This is a genomic window from Nocardia sp. NPDC050406 (assembly GCF_044459025.1).
In the GTDB taxonomy this organism is placed as follows: domain Bacteria; phylum Actinomycetota; class Actinomycetes; order Mycobacteriales; family Mycobacteriaceae; genus Nocardia.
Genome location: NZ_JBITIM010000002.1, coordinates 529,800 through 547,346, shown reverse-complemented (window position 1 = coordinate 547,346; position 17,547 = coordinate 529,800). Strand labels below are relative to the sequence as shown.

Below are 17,547 nucleotides of genomic sequence, written 5' to 3'. Positions count from 1 at the left end.
TATGAGCAACGACACCTTCCGTCGACCCATCTCCCCCACCGAATTCCTCTACTTCCCCATGCGGGATCTGGCTCCGCCGTTCCTCATGCAGTTGGCGGTGGAGGGCACGGGGGCGATCGACCCCGAGGAGCTGCGGCGCGCGGTCTCCGTGGCGGCCGCGGCGAATCCCGGTGCGCGACTGGTGCGCGACGGCAAGTGGTGGGTGGACAGCGGGGTCGCTCCGGCGGTGCGGGTCGTTCAGCACTCGCTGCAATACCCTGAGCTGGAAGCGGATCCGGTGCTCACCAGCCCGATCGGGCCGACGCCGGAGTCCACCGTCGAACTGCTGCTGCTCACCGGTGAGACCACCACCATCGTGTTCCGGGTCTTCCACGGCGTCATGGACGGCATGGGCATGGTGATGTTCGCGCTCGACGTGCTGCGGGTGCTGCGCGGACAGGAGCCGGAGGGCGCGGCCGATCCGGTCGCCGACTACGAACTGGTGCAGAAGGTCGGTGCGCCCGGTCGCCCGACGCTCATGAGTCCGACCTTCCGCTCCGCGGTCGGCAAGGGGCGGCAGGATCCCGGGGAGCACCGGCATCTGTTGCGCACCCGCACCATTCACGCCGCCGGGCCGGGTGCGCTCATGCGGGTCGCCTCGATTCTGGTCGAGGAGGGTGGACCCAAGTCGCGCATCATGATTCCGGTGGATCTGCGCCGCCACGATCCGGCGCTGCGGTCCACCGCCAATCTGGCGCTGCCGCTGTTCCTGGATGTGCGGCCGGGCGTGGATGCCAAGCAGCTCAACGAATTGAAGCGCACGGGGTTGCGGGAGAAGCGCGAACTCAACCAGATGGACAACAGCGGGCTGACGAAACTGCCGTTCGCCGTGGGCCGTTCGCTGCTGCGAACGCTGAATTTCGCGGGTTCGCGGTTCGGGTACAACCTCGCCTCGGCCACGGTCTCGCATATGGGCCGCTACGACCTCGACGAACTCGCGGTGCCGGGCTTCGCGCCGACCTCGGTGAAGATTCTGCCGCAGCACAGCGTGGCCATGCCGCTGCTGTTCGGGCTGACCGAATGCGGTGGGCGGACCGAGCTCACGGTGTCGGCGCGCAGTGGGCGCGGGATACCGGATCGGCTCGAGGCGCTGCTGGATCGCATCGCACACACCCTGGAAACCGAATTCGCACAGTCGGATTCGGCGGCGTCGTGAACGCGTGGGCGCGGGTGGTGGTCGCCCGCCCGCGAGTGGTGCTGGCGGCAGCCGTGCTGTTCGCGCTGGTGTGCGGGCTGTTCGCGACCGGGCTCGCCTCGAAGGTGAGCGCGGCCGGATTCCAGGATCCTGGCAGTGAGTCCACGGCGGTGGATCGGTGGGTGAAAGATGCTCTGGGGCCGCAGAATCCGGACATCATCGCGATCTACACCGCGCCCGAGGGGCAGACGCTGGCCGATATCGGGCCGAGGATTCAGGAGGCGGTGGGGCGGATAGATCCGGCCCTGCTGGACCGTCCGGTCGAAACCTATTGGAATAGTGCGGGACAGCAGTATCTGCGCTCGGCCGACGGGCGGCAGGCGTTGGCGGTGGTGTTCGCGGCCGGGGACGACAATCGGCGGATCGCCGTATACCCCGAGATCGCTGCGTCCCTGGAGGTGGCGGGGATCGACACCCGGCTGACGGGGTACAGCGCTCTCGCGGATGAGATCAGCAATCAGTCACGGCGCGACCTCGTGGTGGCGGAGGCGATTTCGATTCCGCTGACCGCGATCGTGCTGGTGCTGGTGTTCGGCGGGATCATGGCGGCGCTGCTGCCGGTGGCCGTCGGCACGCTGGCGGTGGTCGGCGCGCTCGGCGCGGTCGGGATCATCGCGCACTTCACCGAGGTGAGTGTGTTCGCCATGAATGTGGTGTCGCTGCTCGGGCTCGGATTGGCCATCGACTACGGGCTTTTCGTGGTCGGGCGGTTCCGGGAGGAGCTGGGGCAGGGGCGCTCGGTCGACGAGGCCGTCACCCGCGCGCTGCTCACCGCGGGCAGGACGGTCACGTTCTCGGCATTGCTGCTCATGTGCGCCTTCGCGGGTACGTTCGTGTTCCCGCAGGCGGTGTTGCGGTCCTTGGGCTTCGGTGCGATCGCCGCCGCGGCGCTGGCCGCGCTGCTGTCGGTCTCGGCCCTGCCCGCCGCCCTCATGCTGTTGGGTCCGCGCATTCGCACCTGGAGTTGGCGTGCGGACGCCTACGAACGCGCCGAGGAACGCGCACAACGGTTCTGGGGTCGCGTCGTCACCGCGGTCATGCGGCGGCCCGGCACGGTCGCCATTGCCGTGGGCGCGCTGCTGCTGGTGCTCGCCGCACCGCTGACCGGTGTCCGGCTCGGCGATGTGGACCACACCGCCCTGCCCGCGGGCAATGAAAGACGCGCCGCCATCGAGGAATTGAGTGCCGAGTTCCCCGCCGCCAACAGTGGCGCGACGGTGCTGCTGCGCCAAACCGACGGTGCCACACCGGCTCCCGCCGCCATCTCCAAGGCGCTGCGCGAGCTCGGCGCGGTTCCCGGTGTGCGCCAGGCCGTGCACGTCGGCACCCGCGACGATGCCGCCATCATCCATACGGCGTTGCGCGCTCCCGACCGCTCCCCCGACGCGCAGGAGACCGTCGAGCACATCCGCGCCCTGGACCTGGACGGCCTTGTGCTCACCGTGGGCGGCGAGAGCGCTGCCACCGCCGACAGTGTCACCGCCGTCCTCGCCGCCATGCCGTGGATGCTGCTGGTCATGGTGGCCGCCACCCTGCTCGTCCTGCTGCTGGCCTTCCGCTCGATCGTCCTGCCCCTCAAGGCGGTGCTCATGGCCTTCCTGAGCCTCGCCGCCACCTTCGGCGTGCTCACCTGGATCTTCGACCAGGGCCACCTGGCCGGATTCCTGCACATCACCCCCGGCCCGCTCTCCGCCGGAATGATGGTCCTCATCATCGCCGTCGTCTTCGGCCTCTCCACCGACTACGAGGTCTTCCTCCTCTCCCGCATGAAGGAGGCCCACGACGCCGGAGCCGACACCGAAACCGCCGTCCGCACCGGCACCATCCAAACCGCCCGCACCATCACCGCCGCCGCCACCCTCCTCATCCTCATCACCGGAGCCTTCACCCTTTCCCCCTTGACCCCCATGCGCTTCCTCGGCCTGGGCATGGTCACAGCCCTCCTCATAGACGCCACCCTCGTCCGCATGCTCCTGGTCCCAGCCCTGGTCAAACTCATGGGCGAAGCCAACTGGTGGATGCCCGGCCGCCCCACCCCACCAAAACCATTGGCCCCCACCGCACGTCCGGACGAGAATGTTCCCGCCGCACCCTGATCCCGAGCCACGAGGAAGTCTCCCATCAGCCGCAGACGCTACGTCGCACACGGTGTCCCCGGCGGATACCGCGTGTGGGACAACAAGGTTCGCCGCTGGTGGGGAGACCTCTACGAACTCTGCCCCGATGAGCTGATCGCCGAACTCAATGGAGCACACCGGCCGGAGCGAATCACCGCTCTCATGCGCTCCGCGCGGGCGCGTAAACGCTGAGCCGCTCATCAATGTGACGTTGCCGATCTGTTCAAGGCAGGCGGCCTGATCGGGAGTATTGTCCCTGTTATACGGCACCGTATAACAGGAGGATCGACATGGCACTTCCACCGGGGCAACGCGCTGTCGAGGGGTTTCCGCGGTTCGGGACGCATTTGCATCATCCGCCGCCACCGGTGCCCGCCGAGCCGGTGATCGAGATCGGTGGGGCGGTGGTGGAGACCGCGACGGTATCGGCGGATGATCTGGCGAAGATGCCGAGGCGAGAGGTGGCGGCCGACTTCCATTGCGTCGCAGGGTGGTCGGCGACCGGGCTGCGGTGGGAAGGGGTTTCGTTCGCGCCGTTCTATCGGGAGCGGATCGCGCCGCTGATCGAGCCGGGGGCGACGATCACGCATATCGTTTTCGAGGGGCTCGACGGGTTTCGAGCGGTCGCGGTGCTCGAGGACGCCCTGGCCGACGATGTGCTCATCGCCGACCGCCTCGACGGGCAGCCGCTCAATGGCGACCACGGCGCTCCGCTGCGGCTGGTGAGTCCGAGGCAGTACGGGTTCATGAACACGAAACACCTGTGCCGCATCGAACTTCACACCACGGAGCCCCCGGTTCCCGACAGGTACTCCCCCATCTCAGGCCATCCACGAGCACGAGTCTGGGAGGAGGAACGCCACCGGTACCTCTCCGGCCGACTGGTCCGGCCGGTCTACCGGTGGCTGATCGCCCCGATCCGCGCCCTCAGCGCCCGAGGTTCGGTTCAGGCGCGCACCTGATCGTGACTGGCGACGAAATCCAGGAAACGCGGGATGATCTGGCCCGGGTTCGCCCACAGTAGATCGTGGCCGACCCCGGGGTAGATCTCGACCTCGGCCGACGGAATGTGCTTGCGGGCGCGGGCAGACCCGACTTCCGGGTCGCTGACGACCGTTTCGGCACCGTAGAGAATGAGCGTCGGCGCGGTGATGGCGGCCAACTGATCATCGGTGAACGGCCGATCCCACGGCGTCGCGATCCGAAACTTCATGGTCGCCATGGCCACCGCGAACTCCTCGTCGCTGAGCTCGAAGCCGGGCATCAGCCATTTGTTGAACTTGCGCATCCGCTCCGGAGTCGGCCGCATCCCCGCCACCACGAATTTGAACAACAGGCTCAGCCGCGGTTTGGCGAAGATCGCGGCACTCGGCTCGAACATGGTCAGACTCGCCAACCGCTGCGAGCGATACACCGCGATGGCCCCGGACAGCCACGCGCCCAACGAATTTCCGGCCAGGTGGACGCGCTGCTCACCCAAGCCGTCGAGCACCTCTCCCATCCACATCGCGACATCCTCCGCATCGCGCAACGGCGCGGTTTGCACACAGCGGCCCGCCCAGCCCATGACATCCGGCGTGTAAACGACCCGGTCGCGCGAGAACTCCTCGATGAACCGCTTCCACACCAGTCCATTGCCACCGATCCCCGGCAAGAGCACGACCGGCGCGCCCTCCCCACTCCCAGATTTGCGCACTCGCGTTGTCCCGAACGAGGTTTCGACATCGATGTCGGTCGAAGGCACCGGCCATGTCGCGGCCGCGTCGTCGTAGCGGCGAAAGAAGTTGTCCCTCGCCTCGTCGCTGGTGAACCGCCCGATTCTCGCCATGATCTCCCCTTTGCGATCTTGATGATACGAACATACCACGGAAATGGTATGCACGTATCACAACGCCCGACCGCTATGTGTTGCCTCTCGATTGCTCGGGAAACCGCTTCGGAGTGCGACGCGCGGGTATCTGGTCGGTATGCCCAATTCCCTGAAGCGAGCCGTCAGTACACCGCTGCTGTACTTCTTCATCCTCGGCGATGTGCTCGGTGCCGGGGTCTATGTGCTGGTGGGCTCGGTAGCACAGGAATCGGGTGGGGCGGTGTGGTTGCCGCTGGCCATCGCACTGGGGTTGGCCACGTTGACGGCGGGTTCCTATGCCGAGTTGGCGACGAAATACCCCCGCGCGGGCGGTTCGGCGCACTACGCCACCAAGGCCCTCGGCCCCGCGGCCGGTTCGCTGGTCGGATTCTGCATGCTCGCCGGTGGCTTGGTCTCGGTGGGAGCACTGGCCCGAGCGTTCGCCGGAGATTATCTGCGCGCACTGGTCTCCTGGCCGACGGCCTTGGTCGTCGTCGTCTTCCTGACGGCGCTGGCGGCGCTCAATATTCGAGGAATCAAGGAGTCGTTGCGCGCGAATGTGGCGGCCACCGCGATCGAGCTCGGCGGATTGCTCCTGGTCATCGGCCTGGGTGCCTGGATCATGCTGCGCGGCGATGGCGACCTGACCCGACTCACCCAGGTGGGCACCCCCGAGCGGGGCGTCGTACCGGCGGTCCTGGCGGGCACGGTGCTGGCGTTCTACTCCTTCGTCGGATTCGAAACCTCGGTGAATCTCGCGGAGGAGGTCCGCGACCCCCGACGCTCCTATCCCACAGCGCTTTTCGGCGCGCTACTCACGGCCGGGTTCGTGTACGTCGCAATCGGCGTGGTCGCCAGCGCGACGGTACCCACCGACGAACTCTCCCGCTCCAGCGGTCCACTGCTCGAGGTGGTCCGGCTCGCGGGTGGCGTGCCGGACCGGCTGTTCAGTGTGATCGCCCTGGTGGCCGTAGCCAATGGCGCGCTACTGACCGGCATCATGGCCTCACGGCTGGCCTACGGCATGGCCCGCGACGGTCTGCTGCCCGCGGCGCTGACCCGCATCCTCCCCGGCCGCCGCACACCCTGGGTGGCGGTGCTCGTGACCTCGTCGATCTCCCTGGTCCTGGCCCTGACCGGCGAGGTGGCGGCCCTGGCCGAAACCCTGGTGCTCCTGCTCCTGGTGGTGTTCACGGCGGTGAACTGCTCGGTCCTCATCCTGCGCCGGGATCCGGGCGAGCCCGACCATTTCCGGATACCGACCGTCGTACCTTGGCTGGGGATCATCTCCTGCCTGTTCCTGTTCACCCGAATCGACGCGGCGGTGTGGGCGCGCGGGCTCGTCCTGGTCGGACTGGGCATTCTGCTCGCGATCGCGAACACCCTCCGCGCGCGGCGGACCGTGAACCACTCAGCGCCGCAGGCGGAGAAGCTCTGAATCAGCGCGGGATCATTCGGCGGACCGCGACGCGAGGACGGCGTCGTACAACTCCTTGCGCGAGGCGCCCGTGCTGGCCGCCACCTCGGCGCAGGCGTCCTTGAGCCGCAGACCCTTCGAGGCGAGTTCCTCCACGCGTTCGACCAGATCGTTCGGGTCGGCCGAAACCGGTTGCGCGCCTTCGAGAACCACGGTGATCTCACCGCGAGCACCCTCGACCGCCCACGCCGCCAACTCGGCGAGGGTGCCGCGCACCACCTCCTCGTAGGTCTTGGTCAGCTCCCGGCACACGGCCGCCCGACGCTCGGAGCCGAGCACCTCGACGGCATCGGCGAGACAGTCGGCGAGGCGATGCGGGGCCTCGAAGAAGACGCAGGCGCGCGGTTCACCCGCGAGAGTGCGCAGCCACTCCTTGCGCTGGCCGGATTTGCGCGGCGGGAAACCGTCGAAGCAGAAGCGCTCGACCGGAAGACCGGACAGAGCCAGGGCCGTGGTCACCGCCGACGGTCCGGGCAGGCACGTGATGGGCAGCCCGCGCTCCACGCAGGCGGCGACCATGCGATAGCCCGGATCGCTGACCGAGGGCATTCCGGCATCGGTGACCAGCAAGACCGTGCGGCCGGACGCGATCTCGTCGAGCAGCATGGGGATGCGGGCGGTCTCGACGTGGTCGTAGAAGCTCACCACGCGGCCGGTGATCTCGATGCCGAGGGCCTTGGCCAGGGAGCGGGTGCGGCGAGTGTCCTCGGCGGCGACGATCTCGGCGGAGGCGAGGGCGTCGCGGAGGCGCTGGGAGGCGTCGCCGATATCGCCCATCGGCGTGGCGGCCAGGACCAGGCGACCGGACTCCTCGGGCATGGGGCTCCTCAGGTGTTGGGCGTGCGGGGTCACAAGCATACGGAGGAGGTGGGGGTCGCTCTGGGTTGGCCTGACCGGTCACAATTCGCCCCCACAACCCGATTTCCCTCACCTCCCAGCGATTTCTGACCGCTCAGGCCAACCCCGCCACGCCCCCACTTTCACCACGACACACCCACCCCACCCCCACCGCCTAACATCGGGTCCGTGACACAGGTGACCGAAACGCGACCGACCGCCCAGAACAATGGGGCGGCGCTGTCCAGTCCGGCACCGTTGAAACCCTCGCTCGACCTCGGCCCGACCGATCGCATGCGGGGGTGGGTGGTCACCCTGGTGCTCACCGCCATCGCCGCCTTCACCCGATTCCTCATGCTGGGCTATCCGACCGACGGCAAGACGCCGGTCTTCGACGAGAAGCACTACGCGCCGCAGGGTTGGCAGATACTCACCGGCGGCGGGGTGGAGGACAACCCCGGGTACGGGCTGGTGGTGCATCCGCCGGTCGGCAAGCAGATGATCGCGTTCGGCGAGGCGATCTTCGGCTACAACGGGTGGGGGTGGCGGTTCACCGCCGCGCTCTGCGGAACCATTGTGGTGCTCTTGGTGATTCGCATCGTGCGGCGCATGACGCGGTCCACCCTCGTCGGCGCGTTCGCCGGAATCCTGTTGATCGCCGACGGGGTCACCTTCGTGTCCTCGCGCATCGGCATGCTGGACATCTTCCAAACCCTGTTCGTCGTAGCGGCTTTCGGCTGCCTCATCGTGGATCGCGACGATATTCGGGCCCGCATGGCGAAGGTCGACGCCGAGGGGCGGATGGGCGACAGTCCGTACGGACCGCGACTCGGGGTGCGCTGGTGGCGATTCGGGGCTGGCGTACTGCTCGGCCTGGCGTGCGGAACCAAGTGGTCCGGACTGTATTTCGTTGTCGCGTTCACCGCGCTGAGCCTCGCCTTCGATGTGGCCGCGCGGCGCGGATACCGGGTGCGGCTGCCCTGGCAGGGCACCGCGGTGCGCGATCTCGGACCCACCGTCTACGCCCTCGCGGTGGTGCCGGTGCTGGTGTATCTGGCCACCTTCTGGGCCTGGTTCGCCAATGAGACCAGCTACGACCGCTGGGTGGTCGGCGGCTCCAAGCTCGGGCGCGACGGAATGTTCTCCTGGGTGCCCGACGCGCTGCGCTCGCTCTGGTACTACGGCAGCGAGGTGCTGACCTTCCACGAGGGGCTCACCAATTCGGCGGGCAATCACCATCCGTGGGAATCCAAGCCGTGGACCTGGCCGATGGGGTTGCGGCCGATGCTCTACTACTACGCCGACACCAATGTCACCGGCTGCGGACAGTCGCAGTGTGTGAAGGCCATCATGCTCATCGGCACGCCCGCCATCTGGTGGGTGGCGCTGCCGGTGCTGGCGTGGGCGCTGTGGCGGACCGCGGTGCGGCGCGACTGGCGGTACGCGACGGTGCTGGTCGGGTACGGCGCGGGCCTGCTGCCGTGGTTCCTGTCGCTGGACCGGCAGATGTACTTCTTCTACGCGGTGCCGCTGGCCCCGTTCCTGGCCATGGGGGTGGCGCTGGTGCTCGGCGACATCCTCGGGCACGCGGTGCCGAGCGGGCGGCGACTATCGGGGGCGGCGGCCTGGCAGCGCTTCACGCCGACGAGCGAACGGCAAGGGCTCGGACTGCTCATCGTGTGCCTGTACCTGGCGGTGGTGATCGCCAATTTCATTTGGCTGTGGCCGATTCTGACGGCCTACCCCATCACCCCGGGTGACTGGCACGACCGGCTCTGGCTGCCCAGCTGGCGTTAGCCAACTCTCGGGACTCTCAGGGGCTTCGCCCCTGAAACCCCACCGGCCGCCTCGGTGAAAGTCGCGGCGCGGGTGCGCTGGAGATCTCAGGAGTCGGCGGCGCTCTCGCCCAACGCTGCCCGCAGATACCGCAGGGCGGCTTCGTCGTCGAGGCCCAGTCGCCGGATGACCGCCACGTACTCGGTGGCCGCCCGGCCCGCGGTGTCACTGGTGGGGTCGCCGGAGGAGGCGATGAAAGAGCCCAGCCTGCCGCGGGTTTCGAGCACGCCGTCCTGTTCCAGCTCCCGATAGGCGCGCGCCACGGTATTCGGGGCGAGCTTCAATTGCGCCGCCAGCGCGCGCACGGTCGGGATCTTGGTCCCGGCGGCCAGCTCCCCGGATCGCACCCGGGTCAGGACACCCTGCCGGAGCTGTTCGTAGGGCGGCACCGTCGAGTGGTGGTCGACCGGGATGTCCAACATGGTCTTTCACACCTCCTCACGCGATAGCGGGCAGGACAGGCAGCGCGGGCCACCACGCCCCGAACCCAGTTCGGAGCCCGGAATCGGCAGCACCTCGATACCCGCGTCGGCGAGCCGCGCATTGGTCATGCCATTGCGTTCGTAGGCGACGACCACGCCGGGCGCGAGCGCCAGGGTGTTGTTGCCGTCGTCCCACTGCTCGCGTTCGGCGGCGACGCCGTCCAATCCGGTGTCGACCACCCGTAATTTGCCGATACCCATCGCGTCGGCCGCCACACGCAGAAACGGGTCCGGGCCGCCGATACTCACGCCGCCGCCGTCCTTCTTGCGAATGGCGAAGGCGCACATCGAATCCTGAACCGCTGGATACATGACCACCGCATCGACGTCGACCATGGTGCACACCGTGTCCAAATGCATGGTCGCACGGGTCTGGGCGATCGGCACGACGAGCACGGTATGGGCGAGGTCGTCCTCGAACAGACTGCGCGCCAAGGCTTCCGCGCCCGCCGGGGAGGTGCGCTCACCCACCCCGACCGCCACCACGCCCGCGGCCAACAGCAGCACATCGCCGCCCTCGATGGGGGCGGTGTGCGATTCGTAGGCGCGCCGCACGCCCAGGAAACGCGGATGGAAGGCGTAGATGAGATCGGTCAGCGAGGTCTCGCGCACCCGCGCGGGCATGGCGAGGGAGGTGATGGCGAAGCGCCGACCCACCCAGAACGAGGAATCGCGGGTGAACAGCAGATTCGGCAGCGGATCGATGACGAAATCGTGCCCGTGGTGCATGCGCCGCACCAGCGAGGTGGCATCCGGCCCGAACGGCAGTTCGTCGAAAGTCATTCCGGCCATGAGGATCTGGGCCAGGTCGGCGGCCGGAACGGTGCGCAGGTAGGCGGCCAGCTCATCGGCCAGCACATGCCCGAGCCGCCGCGCGTCCACCGCGCCCGAGATGCCCTGGATGCGGGCGGCCCCGCTCACCTGGAGCGTCTCGGTGAGCAGATCCGCCAGCAGCAGCACCTCCACCCCGCGTCCGCGCAGCACCTCGGCGAAGATGTCGTGCTCCTGCTGCGCCCGCTCCACCCAGGGGATGGCGTCGAAGAGCAGTTGGTCGTTGTTGCGCGGCGTGAGCCGTCGCAGCTCGTCACCCGGCCGGTGCAGCAGCACCGTGCGCAGCGCACCGACCTCGGAGGTCACGGAAAACGGTCGCGCCGAGGGCGCAGCCTCAGTTCCCATGACACGACGGTAGTTCCCATTTGCCGCAAAGGCAGGCAATTGCGGCCATGCGCGGCGGCTCGCGTCAAACCTCGACTAGTGTTGAGGTATGCAAGAGGCGTTGTGGAAAGCGAAGGAACTGACACCCGGACAGTTGTCCGAGCGCAGCGGGGTCGCGGTGTCGGCACTGCACTTCTACGAGCGCGAGGGCCTCATCAGCAGTCGGCGGACCAGCGGCAATCAGCGCCGCTACACCCGCGAGACGCTGCGCCGGGTGGCCTTCATCCGGATTTCGCAGCAGGTCGGGATTCCGCTGGCCGAGATCCGCAAGGCCCTCGACAATCTGCCCGAGGGCCGCACGCCCACCCGCCGCGACTGGGAGACCGTCTCCACCACCTGGCGCGCCGACCTCGACGACCGCATCGAACAGCTGATTCGCCTGCGCGACAATCTCACCGGCTGCATCGGCTGCGGATGCCTGTCACTGGGCACCTGCAAACTCGTCAATGCCTACGACCATCTCGGCGACGAGGGGCCGGGTGCGCGGGTGCTGGACATCCACGCCGCGGACACTTGCGTGAAGTCCGATCAGAGCTGCGTCATTGCCTCCGAAGAAACGTCGTGAACAGGTCGTTGGCGCGGCGCATGACGAATTCGTAGGGCCAGGCGAACTTCCGCGCCCACCAGTACCCGAAGCGGATGTCGAACTGGGTGTGGACGAGGTAGGTGCCCTTCTCGACACCCTTCAGAATGGAGTCCGCCACCTGCTCGGGCTTCTTGGCGTGCCGCCGGAAACGCTTGATCCAGACCTGGATTCGCGGGTCGTCGCGGTCCGCGCCGACAATGCTCACGCTCTGCACCAGCGGCGTGTCCACCGCGCCCGGCACCACCAGATGCACCGAGATGCCGTGGCGCGCCAGGTCGAAGCGCAGCACCTCGGATACGCCGCGCAGGCCGAACTTGCTGGCGCTGTAGGCCGCGTGCCACGGGAAGGCCAGCAGTCCGGCCGCCGAGGAGACATTCACCAGCGCGCCACCGCGTTTGGCCTCGACCATGGGCGGCACGAAGTTCTCGATCACGTGAATGGGACCCATGAGGTTCACGTCCACCATGAGCTTCCAATGCCGGTGCTCGAGGTTTTCCACAGTGCCCCAGGTGGATACGCCCGCGATATTCATCACCACATCGAGCGAGCCGAGCTGGTCGTGCACGTCCTTGGCCCAGGCGGTGACCGCCTCGTAGTCGCTGATGTCGAGGGTCCGCGAATTCTCGACCACCCCGCCCTCGGCGCGCACCAGCTCGATGGTCTCCTCGAGCCCGGGGCCGTTCACATCGGTGAGGACCAGCCGCGCGCCCTTGCGCGCCGCCGCGAGGGCCGTCGCCCGCCCGATGCCGCTCGCCGCACCGGTAATCAACGTCTTCTTGCCATTCAGGCTTTGACCACCCACGATGATCCATCCCTCGAAATCGACGGCCTTGTCCGACCGCACGCTACCCGCGAACACATTTGTTCTCCAATGCGGAGGGCGGGGAACGCGGCCCCCACTTTCAGGGGCGCACCCCCGTTTCGGCGCGTTCGCCCCTCAGGGGCCGACCGGGCGACCCGAACCCGGTAGGTCCAGGTCGAGCGCGATCCGCCCCGCCGCCAGATGCGCCTCCACCTCGTCGGCGGGCATGGGGCGGGCGATCAGGAAGCCCTGCGCGCGATAACAGCCCAGCGCCACCAGCGTGCGCGCGGCGACGGTGGTCTCCACACCCTCGCCGACCACCCCGAGGCCGAACGAACCCGCAAGTCCCACAATGGATTTCACAATGGCGAGGTCGTCGGCGCTGGCCCCGAGCCGCTGCACGAAGCCGCGGTCGATCTTCACCGCGTCCACCGGCAGCGCCTTCAGATGCGAGAGCGAACTGTAGCCGGTGCCGAAATCGTCGATGGCGATCTGCACGCCCATGCGCTTGAGTCCGCGCAGCGTCACCTGGGTGCGCGCCAGATCCTGCACCACCACGTGTTCGGTGATCTCCAGGCACACCGACGATCCGTCGATTCCGAAGCGGCGCAGGATATCTTCCATGGTCTCCACGAAATCGAGGCTCACCAACTGCACCGGCGACACATTGATGCGAATGACCACATTCGACGCCAATCCGCGCCGCCGCCACTTGGCGAACTGCTCACACGCGGAGCGAATCACCCAGCGCCCCAACTCACCCGCGAGATTGGTGGCCTCCGCGACCCCCACGAACGCCCCCGGCGGCAACAGCCCGCGCGTCGGATGCTGCCAGCGCACAAGGGCTTCCAGCGCGACGACCCGCCCCGTGCGCAGGTCCACCTCCGGCTGGAAGTGCAGCAGCAGCGACCCATCCGCCACCGCCCCACGCAGATTCAGCTCCACATCGTCCTGCAACTCGAACTGCGCCCGCATGGTGTCGGTGAACACCGCCACCCCGTTGCCCCCACTCGACTTGGCCGACAGCAGCGCGTGATCGGCCCGCCGCAGCACGTCGGCCACCGTGGTCTCCCCCGGAATCCCCACGGCCACACCCACACTCGCCCCCCGACTCACCGATTCCCCACCCACGGTGACCCGCTGCCCGATCAAATGCCTGATCCGCGCCGCCTCCCCCTCCGCGGCCACCGCGTCCATCGGCTTCGCTGGCACGATGACGAACTCGTCCCCACCCAGGCGCGCGATCATATCCCCGGGATCGAGATTGTCACGTAGTCGCGTCGAGAGCGTGCGAATGAAATTGTCCCCGGCGGTGTGACCGAGAAAGTCGTTGAGCGCCTTGAGGCGATCGAGGTCGAGGAAGAAGGCGGCGACGGGGCCCAGGTTCCCGGGCCGTAGCCGGTCCTCCATATGTTCGAGCAACGCCCGTCTGTTGGCCAGACCGGTGAGATCGTCGTGCATGGCGATATAGCGCAAGCGCTCCTCGGCGGCCACGCGGGCCTGCAATTGCGCGAAGAGCGCGGCAATCGCCTTCAGCACGTTGATCTCCCGGTTACTCCATTCCCGGTCGCCCTCTTTGATGAAGCCGAGGACACCGGTCGCCTCATCGCGAGAGACCAGCGGTACTGCGGCAGCCGAAACGGCATCGATTCCGGTAGACCGCTGAATGAGGCTTTGATAGTCGTCGAATTCAGGGGTCGGCCGAATGATCATCGGCTCGGTGACGTGCTCGAGCTTGACAAACAGCGAGGGGCTCTCGTCGTAATAGGCGATGCGCAGTGGATCATCCCCGTCCGATTCGGGGCGGCGCGGCCATTCCGCTATGAGAATCGAGGCACCGCGCTCCTGGTCGGTGTACCGCAGAAAGCTGAAATCGACATCGAAATGCTCGACCAACCATGACAGCACCCGCTCACTCGCCGCCGCCATGTTCGTGGCGTCGACCGCCATCAACTCGGAGGCGACCTGGGTCACCAGTGAGTCGAGCGTTCGCCGGGGCACCTTATCTCCGATCGCACTAACCGCGGGCGTCCGCCCCCGGGATGGGAAGTCGCCTGCTGCGCACCGTGACGCTCGCCGCATAGCTGAGGCGCAGCACCAATGCCACCGTGTCGTGCTCAGGTACTCCCAACAGGTCCAGGAAGCGATCCTGAAGTGACGTCAGTGTATCGGCGAACTCCGGGGAAACCGCATACAAGTCCTCGGGGCGTCGGGCGAACAGAAATATTGGTGACACCGGTTGCACCGCCAATCCCTGACGCTCGGCTTCGACCCATACGCGCTGTACCGCTTCGCCCGCCTGTGCGTAGGCGGCCAATTCGGCCGGATGACCAGGAGGTGGGGCCTTGAAGGTCACCACCGCGACGGCCGAACTGGAGCGCACCTGATCGCGGGTGCTGTTACCCAGTGTCGCACCGCCCGACCACGAGCGCAGGTGGTCCATCACATCGCCGCGTCGGATGATCTCCAGGACCGCCAGTTCGTCGGCAGCCAACTCGACCGTGCGCAGGTCGAGTCCGCTACGCAAGTCCTCGCCGGGCCAACGCAGTTCGGCGAACATCTCTTGATGCAGCCGGGGGGTCAAGTAGCGGGCACGATCGGTATCCGCCAACAGCTGTGCGGCGCTCGCGATGTCGGCCGCGGCCGTCACCCAGCGCAGATCCGCACCGGCGACGTCAGCCGCCGCGCGCAGTGCGTCGAGGACCGCGGCATCGATAGGCGCGCCGGTACCGTGCCGCCGATTGGTGTGCCGCCGCAGCAGGGCCGGGTAGTCGCGCGCCAACTCCGGGTCGGAACCTGTCCCCAGGTGGACTGTCGCGGTCAGCAGTTCTGTGGCGCTGGCGCGGACCTCGCTGCCGCCGAGCATTCCGTGCGCGGCGGCAGCGGCCCGCGCGTTGTACAGTGCCGCACCAACAGCCAGAGCGCTGCCGCGGTAACCGATATCCATGGCCGATGTGCGCTCGGGCGCGAGCGCTATGGTGATCGCGCCACTGCCGATCCCAAATACCCACGGCTGAGCATTGCCGCCCGAGGGCGCACGGCGAGCGCAGTCGAGGACCGCGGCGATGCCCGATTCCGGGGCGGGGTCTTCAGGCGGGTCTTCGGGCCACACCAGTTCACTGGACGGGCCGGGTTCGGCGAGCTCGTTCAGGGCTGCGTCGATATCGACACGAGTACGCCCGGAAGGCAGCTTCTGCCCCAATCCGATGCGACGCACCGCAGCCGCGACGGTGGCCCCGCCCAGCTGCACCTCACCGCCGAATTGTGGCCAGCTATTGAGGGTTTCACCGATCTCCACCATGCTGGCGGCCAACTTCTCGGACAGGTTGTGCCCATCCAGGATTCGTATGACATACGGAGCCTTGTCTCGGGTGGACAGACCCCGCAGATCCGTGGCTCGAGTATCGCCCAGCAGTCCGTGGAACGGTCGGCGCTCGGGCTCCAGATCGAAACGCTCCACATCCAGCAGCCCGCGGTCGTTGGATTGCATGAGCAGTGGAAGCCGGTGTCGGCGAGCGCCTTCGCGCACCGCCATCTTGACATCGAGCGAGTCACACTCCTCGACGACGATCGACAGCCCGCGCAGGAAGTCATCGAGGTTGTCGTCGGTGATCCCGTCGCCGAAGACCTCGACGGGCAGGTACGGATCCAGCTCGGCTATTCGTCTGGCAGTGACCACGGCTTTGTTGACACCAACATCGAACAGTGTGCCCGGCACACGGTTCAGGTTGGTCAGTTCGATGGTGTCGAAGTCTGCCAACCGCAGTCGGCCGACAATGCCTTCCAACGCCAATGTGTGCGCGACGGAATGGCCGACGCTCTGTCCGACCACACCGATCGTCTGACGCCCGAGGATTTCCTGCTCCTCGCGGGTGAGATTGTTGCGATTTCGGTCAAGCCGTACGGCGCGCAGCAACTTCGGCCCAGGAAGTCCCAGCACAGCACGTTTCCACGGAAAATAGACCCAACGATCGGCTTCGCGACCTTCGGGCAATTCCGGCGATGCGACCAGGCCCGCGAATTCGCGGCGCAACGAATCGCGCATATCGGTGAATTCGATTCCACCCTGTGCTCGCAATGCCGCAATTCGGGCAGCGTCCTCGGGTTCGAATTCATTCAAAACCAGCGGCCGATACTCTCTGGCCGCAAGTGGTTGGTCCGTCATGCCTCGGCCAGTCCATCACCGCGGAGCCATGCTCCCGGCGGCAGGCTTCCGTTCACGGTGAGCTCGGCCAGCTCGGAATCGATCCTTCGGAGCTGCGAGTCGCTGGCTACAGATCGATAGGTCCTCAAATCCCACCAGACCGGCACGGTTCGGTAGCGATCATCGGGATAGGAGGTAGCCGGAATCCACCACGGCACCTTCGCGCCACTCGATCTGTATCGACCGAGAGCGTGTTCGGGCGAAACACCCACCCCGTACCGAACACCAAGCAAGGTCATCGAGTGAACGATGGCCCGTGCGACTCCCGCCGCCAGCGCCGAACGGTGCGGAGATTCACGTGCCGCCCAGCCTGCCTTCGTCTCGATCACGCCCTCGGGGATCTGATCTGCGACCATTCTCCGAAATGCGGCCTCACCAGGCTTTCCTGCCCAATCAGCGAGTGCGTGCACGGTGTCCACGTGCTTGTGCGGCCCCTCCGCACGGACTCCCGCCACGGCATTTCCATCCGAATCGAGCGCCACAAAGAACAATGTGGTGGAGCGACCGTCGATCACCTTGTCGTATTCGAGAGCTTCCTCGGATCCGTAATGACGGTAAATCCGCAGCGCGCCATCCATGCACTGCCGCCAGAGTCGGGGGTGCAGACGCGGCGACCCCGCGAGGAAGGTGCATCCGGACTGCTCGTCCCGAAATTGGAGCATGCCGTCACCAGGGCCTTCTGCCGCGGCGAGCGCGATCGGTTCGACTGCCATGAAAGTTCCCACTCCGTAACTGCGCGACTATCTCGCTCCCGCCCGATACGGTCGTGCATCGACCGTGCCTGGCATGGGCACCTAGGGGAGTATCCGCCACGGGGAAAGAATTGTCCAGGTGTCTGGCAAATCTCCCGAAACCCTAATGGAGATGCGGAAACTTGTCCCGGTCAGACCATTACTATCAGTCACGAA

At 67.1% G+C, this 17,547-nt stretch carries 15 protein-coding genes; 7 read left to right on the top strand and 8 right to left on the bottom strand.

All coding sequences use genetic code 11. The annotated features are described in order from the left end of the window. The first annotated feature begins 1 nt into the window (after position 1). The 4 genes from ACIBH2_RS15790 to ACIBH2_RS15775 all read left to right on the top strand — a co-directional run bounded on the left by ACIBH2_RS15790 (position 2) and on the right by ACIBH2_RS15775 (position 4,313). Positions 2 to 1,195: a peptide synthetase gene (locus ACIBH2_RS15790; protein ID WP_397117909.1), complete on the top strand. Its 1,194-nt coding sequence runs from the start codon at positions 2 to 4 to the stop codon at positions 1,193 to 1,195. Further along, positions 1,192 to 3,330, top strand: coding sequence for an MMPL family transporter (locus tag ACIBH2_RS15785; RefSeq protein WP_397117907.1), 2,139 nt, complete (start codon positions 1,192 to 1,194; stop codon positions 3,328 to 3,330). The genes ACIBH2_RS15790 and ACIBH2_RS15785 overlap by 4 nt, the downstream gene beginning before the upstream one ends. Before the next feature lie 72 nt (positions 3,331 to 3,402). Beyond that, positions 3,403 to 3,543 carry a hypothetical protein gene (locus ACIBH2_RS15780; RefSeq protein WP_397117905.1) on the top strand — a complete coding sequence of 47 codons (141 nt, stop codon included), beginning with the start codon at positions 3,403 to 3,405 and terminating at the stop codon, positions 3,541 to 3,543. A 98-nt stretch (positions 3,544 to 3,641) separates the two neighbouring features. Beyond that, entirely contained in the window at positions 3,642 to 4,313 is a 672-nt protein-coding gene (locus tag ACIBH2_RS15775; protein WP_397117903.1) for a molybdopterin-dependent oxidoreductase, read from the top strand. Here the strand turns inward: ACIBH2_RS15775 and ACIBH2_RS15770 are convergent. Further along, the gene (locus ACIBH2_RS15770) at positions 4,298 to 5,179 is read right to left on the bottom strand and encodes an alpha/beta fold hydrolase (RefSeq protein ID WP_397117901.1); all 882 of its coding nucleotides are present in this window, start codon (positions 5,177 to 5,179) and stop codon (positions 4,298 to 4,300) included. The two genes, ACIBH2_RS15775 and ACIBH2_RS15770, sit on opposite strands and share 16 nt — an antisense overlap. Before the next feature lie 139 nt (positions 5,180 to 5,318). Here ACIBH2_RS15770 and ACIBH2_RS15765 point away from each other — a divergent pair, with 139 nt between their 5' ends. Next, positions 5,319 to 6,638, top strand: coding sequence for an APC family permease (locus ACIBH2_RS15765; RefSeq protein ID WP_397117899.1), 1,320 nt, complete (start codon positions 5,319 to 5,321; stop codon positions 6,636 to 6,638). 12 nt (positions 6,639 to 6,650) lie between these two features. Here ACIBH2_RS15765 and rsmI read toward each other — a convergent pair whose 3' ends face one another. Beyond that, positions 6,651 to 7,496 carry a 16S rRNA (cytidine(1402)-2'-O)-methyltransferase gene (gene rsmI, locus ACIBH2_RS15760; protein ID WP_397117897.1) on the bottom strand — a complete coding sequence of 282 codons (846 nt, stop codon included), beginning with the start codon at positions 7,494 to 7,496 and terminating at the stop codon, positions 6,651 to 6,653. A 207-nt stretch (positions 7,497 to 7,703) separates the two neighbouring features. Between rsmI and ACIBH2_RS15755 the strand changes: the two genes are divergently transcribed. Further along, a complete protein-coding gene (locus ACIBH2_RS15755) occupies positions 7,704 to 9,311 on the top strand; it encodes a dolichyl-phosphate-mannose--protein mannosyltransferase (protein WP_397117895.1) in 1,608 nt (535 codons plus the stop codon). An 86-nt stretch (positions 9,312 to 9,397) separates the two neighbouring features. Here ACIBH2_RS15755 and ACIBH2_RS15750 read toward each other — a convergent pair whose 3' ends face one another. Together ACIBH2_RS15750 and arcA are read right to left on the bottom strand one after the other, a co-directional pair. Further along, positions 9,398 to 9,772 carry a GntR family transcriptional regulator gene (locus ACIBH2_RS15750; RefSeq protein ID WP_397117893.1) on the bottom strand — a complete coding sequence of 125 codons (375 nt, stop codon included), beginning with the start codon at positions 9,770 to 9,772 and terminating at the stop codon, positions 9,398 to 9,400. 6 nt (positions 9,773 to 9,778) lie between these two features. Continuing rightward, positions 9,779 to 11,008, bottom strand: a complete 1,230-nt coding sequence (gene arcA / locus ACIBH2_RS15745; RefSeq protein ID WP_397117891.1) for an arginine deiminase — start codon at positions 11,006 to 11,008, stop codon at positions 9,779 to 9,781. An 88-nt stretch (positions 11,009 to 11,096) separates the two neighbouring features. On the opposite strand from arcA, the gene soxR reads away from it, so the two are divergent. Further along, on the top strand, positions 11,097 to 11,612 hold the full coding sequence (gene soxR, locus ACIBH2_RS15740) for a redox-sensitive transcriptional activator SoxR (protein WP_397117889.1): 516 nt from the start codon (positions 11,097 to 11,099) through the stop codon (positions 11,610 to 11,612). On the opposite strand, the gene ACIBH2_RS15735 is transcribed toward soxR, so the two are convergent. The 4 genes from ACIBH2_RS15735 to ACIBH2_RS15720 all read right to left on the bottom strand — a co-directional run bounded on the left by ACIBH2_RS15735 (position 11,587) and on the right by ACIBH2_RS15720 (position 17,352). Continuing rightward, positions 11,587 to 12,435 (bottom strand): SDR family oxidoreductase, encoded by an 849-nt coding sequence (locus ACIBH2_RS15735; protein WP_397120777.1) that lies wholly within the window; start codon positions 12,433 to 12,435, stop codon positions 11,587 to 11,589. The two genes, soxR and ACIBH2_RS15735, sit on opposite strands and share 26 nt — an antisense overlap. Before the next feature lie 135 nt (positions 12,436 to 12,570). Continuing rightward, positions 12,571 to 14,385, bottom strand: coding sequence for a putative bifunctional diguanylate cyclase/phosphodiesterase (locus ACIBH2_RS15730; RefSeq protein WP_397120775.1), 1,815 nt, complete (start codon positions 14,383 to 14,385; stop codon positions 12,571 to 12,573). 67 nt (positions 14,386 to 14,452) lie between these two features. Continuing rightward, positions 14,453 to 16,600, bottom strand: coding sequence for an Rv1355c family protein (locus ACIBH2_RS15725; RefSeq protein WP_397117887.1), 2,148 nt, complete (start codon positions 16,598 to 16,600; stop codon positions 14,453 to 14,455). After that, a complete protein-coding gene (locus ACIBH2_RS15720; RefSeq protein ID WP_397117885.1) occupies positions 16,597 to 17,352 on the bottom strand; it encodes a hypothetical protein in 756 nt (251 codons plus the stop codon). Before ACIBH2_RS15720 ends, ACIBH2_RS15725 begins: the two co-directional genes overlap by 4 nt. Positions 17,353 to 17,547 lie beyond the last annotated feature (195 nt).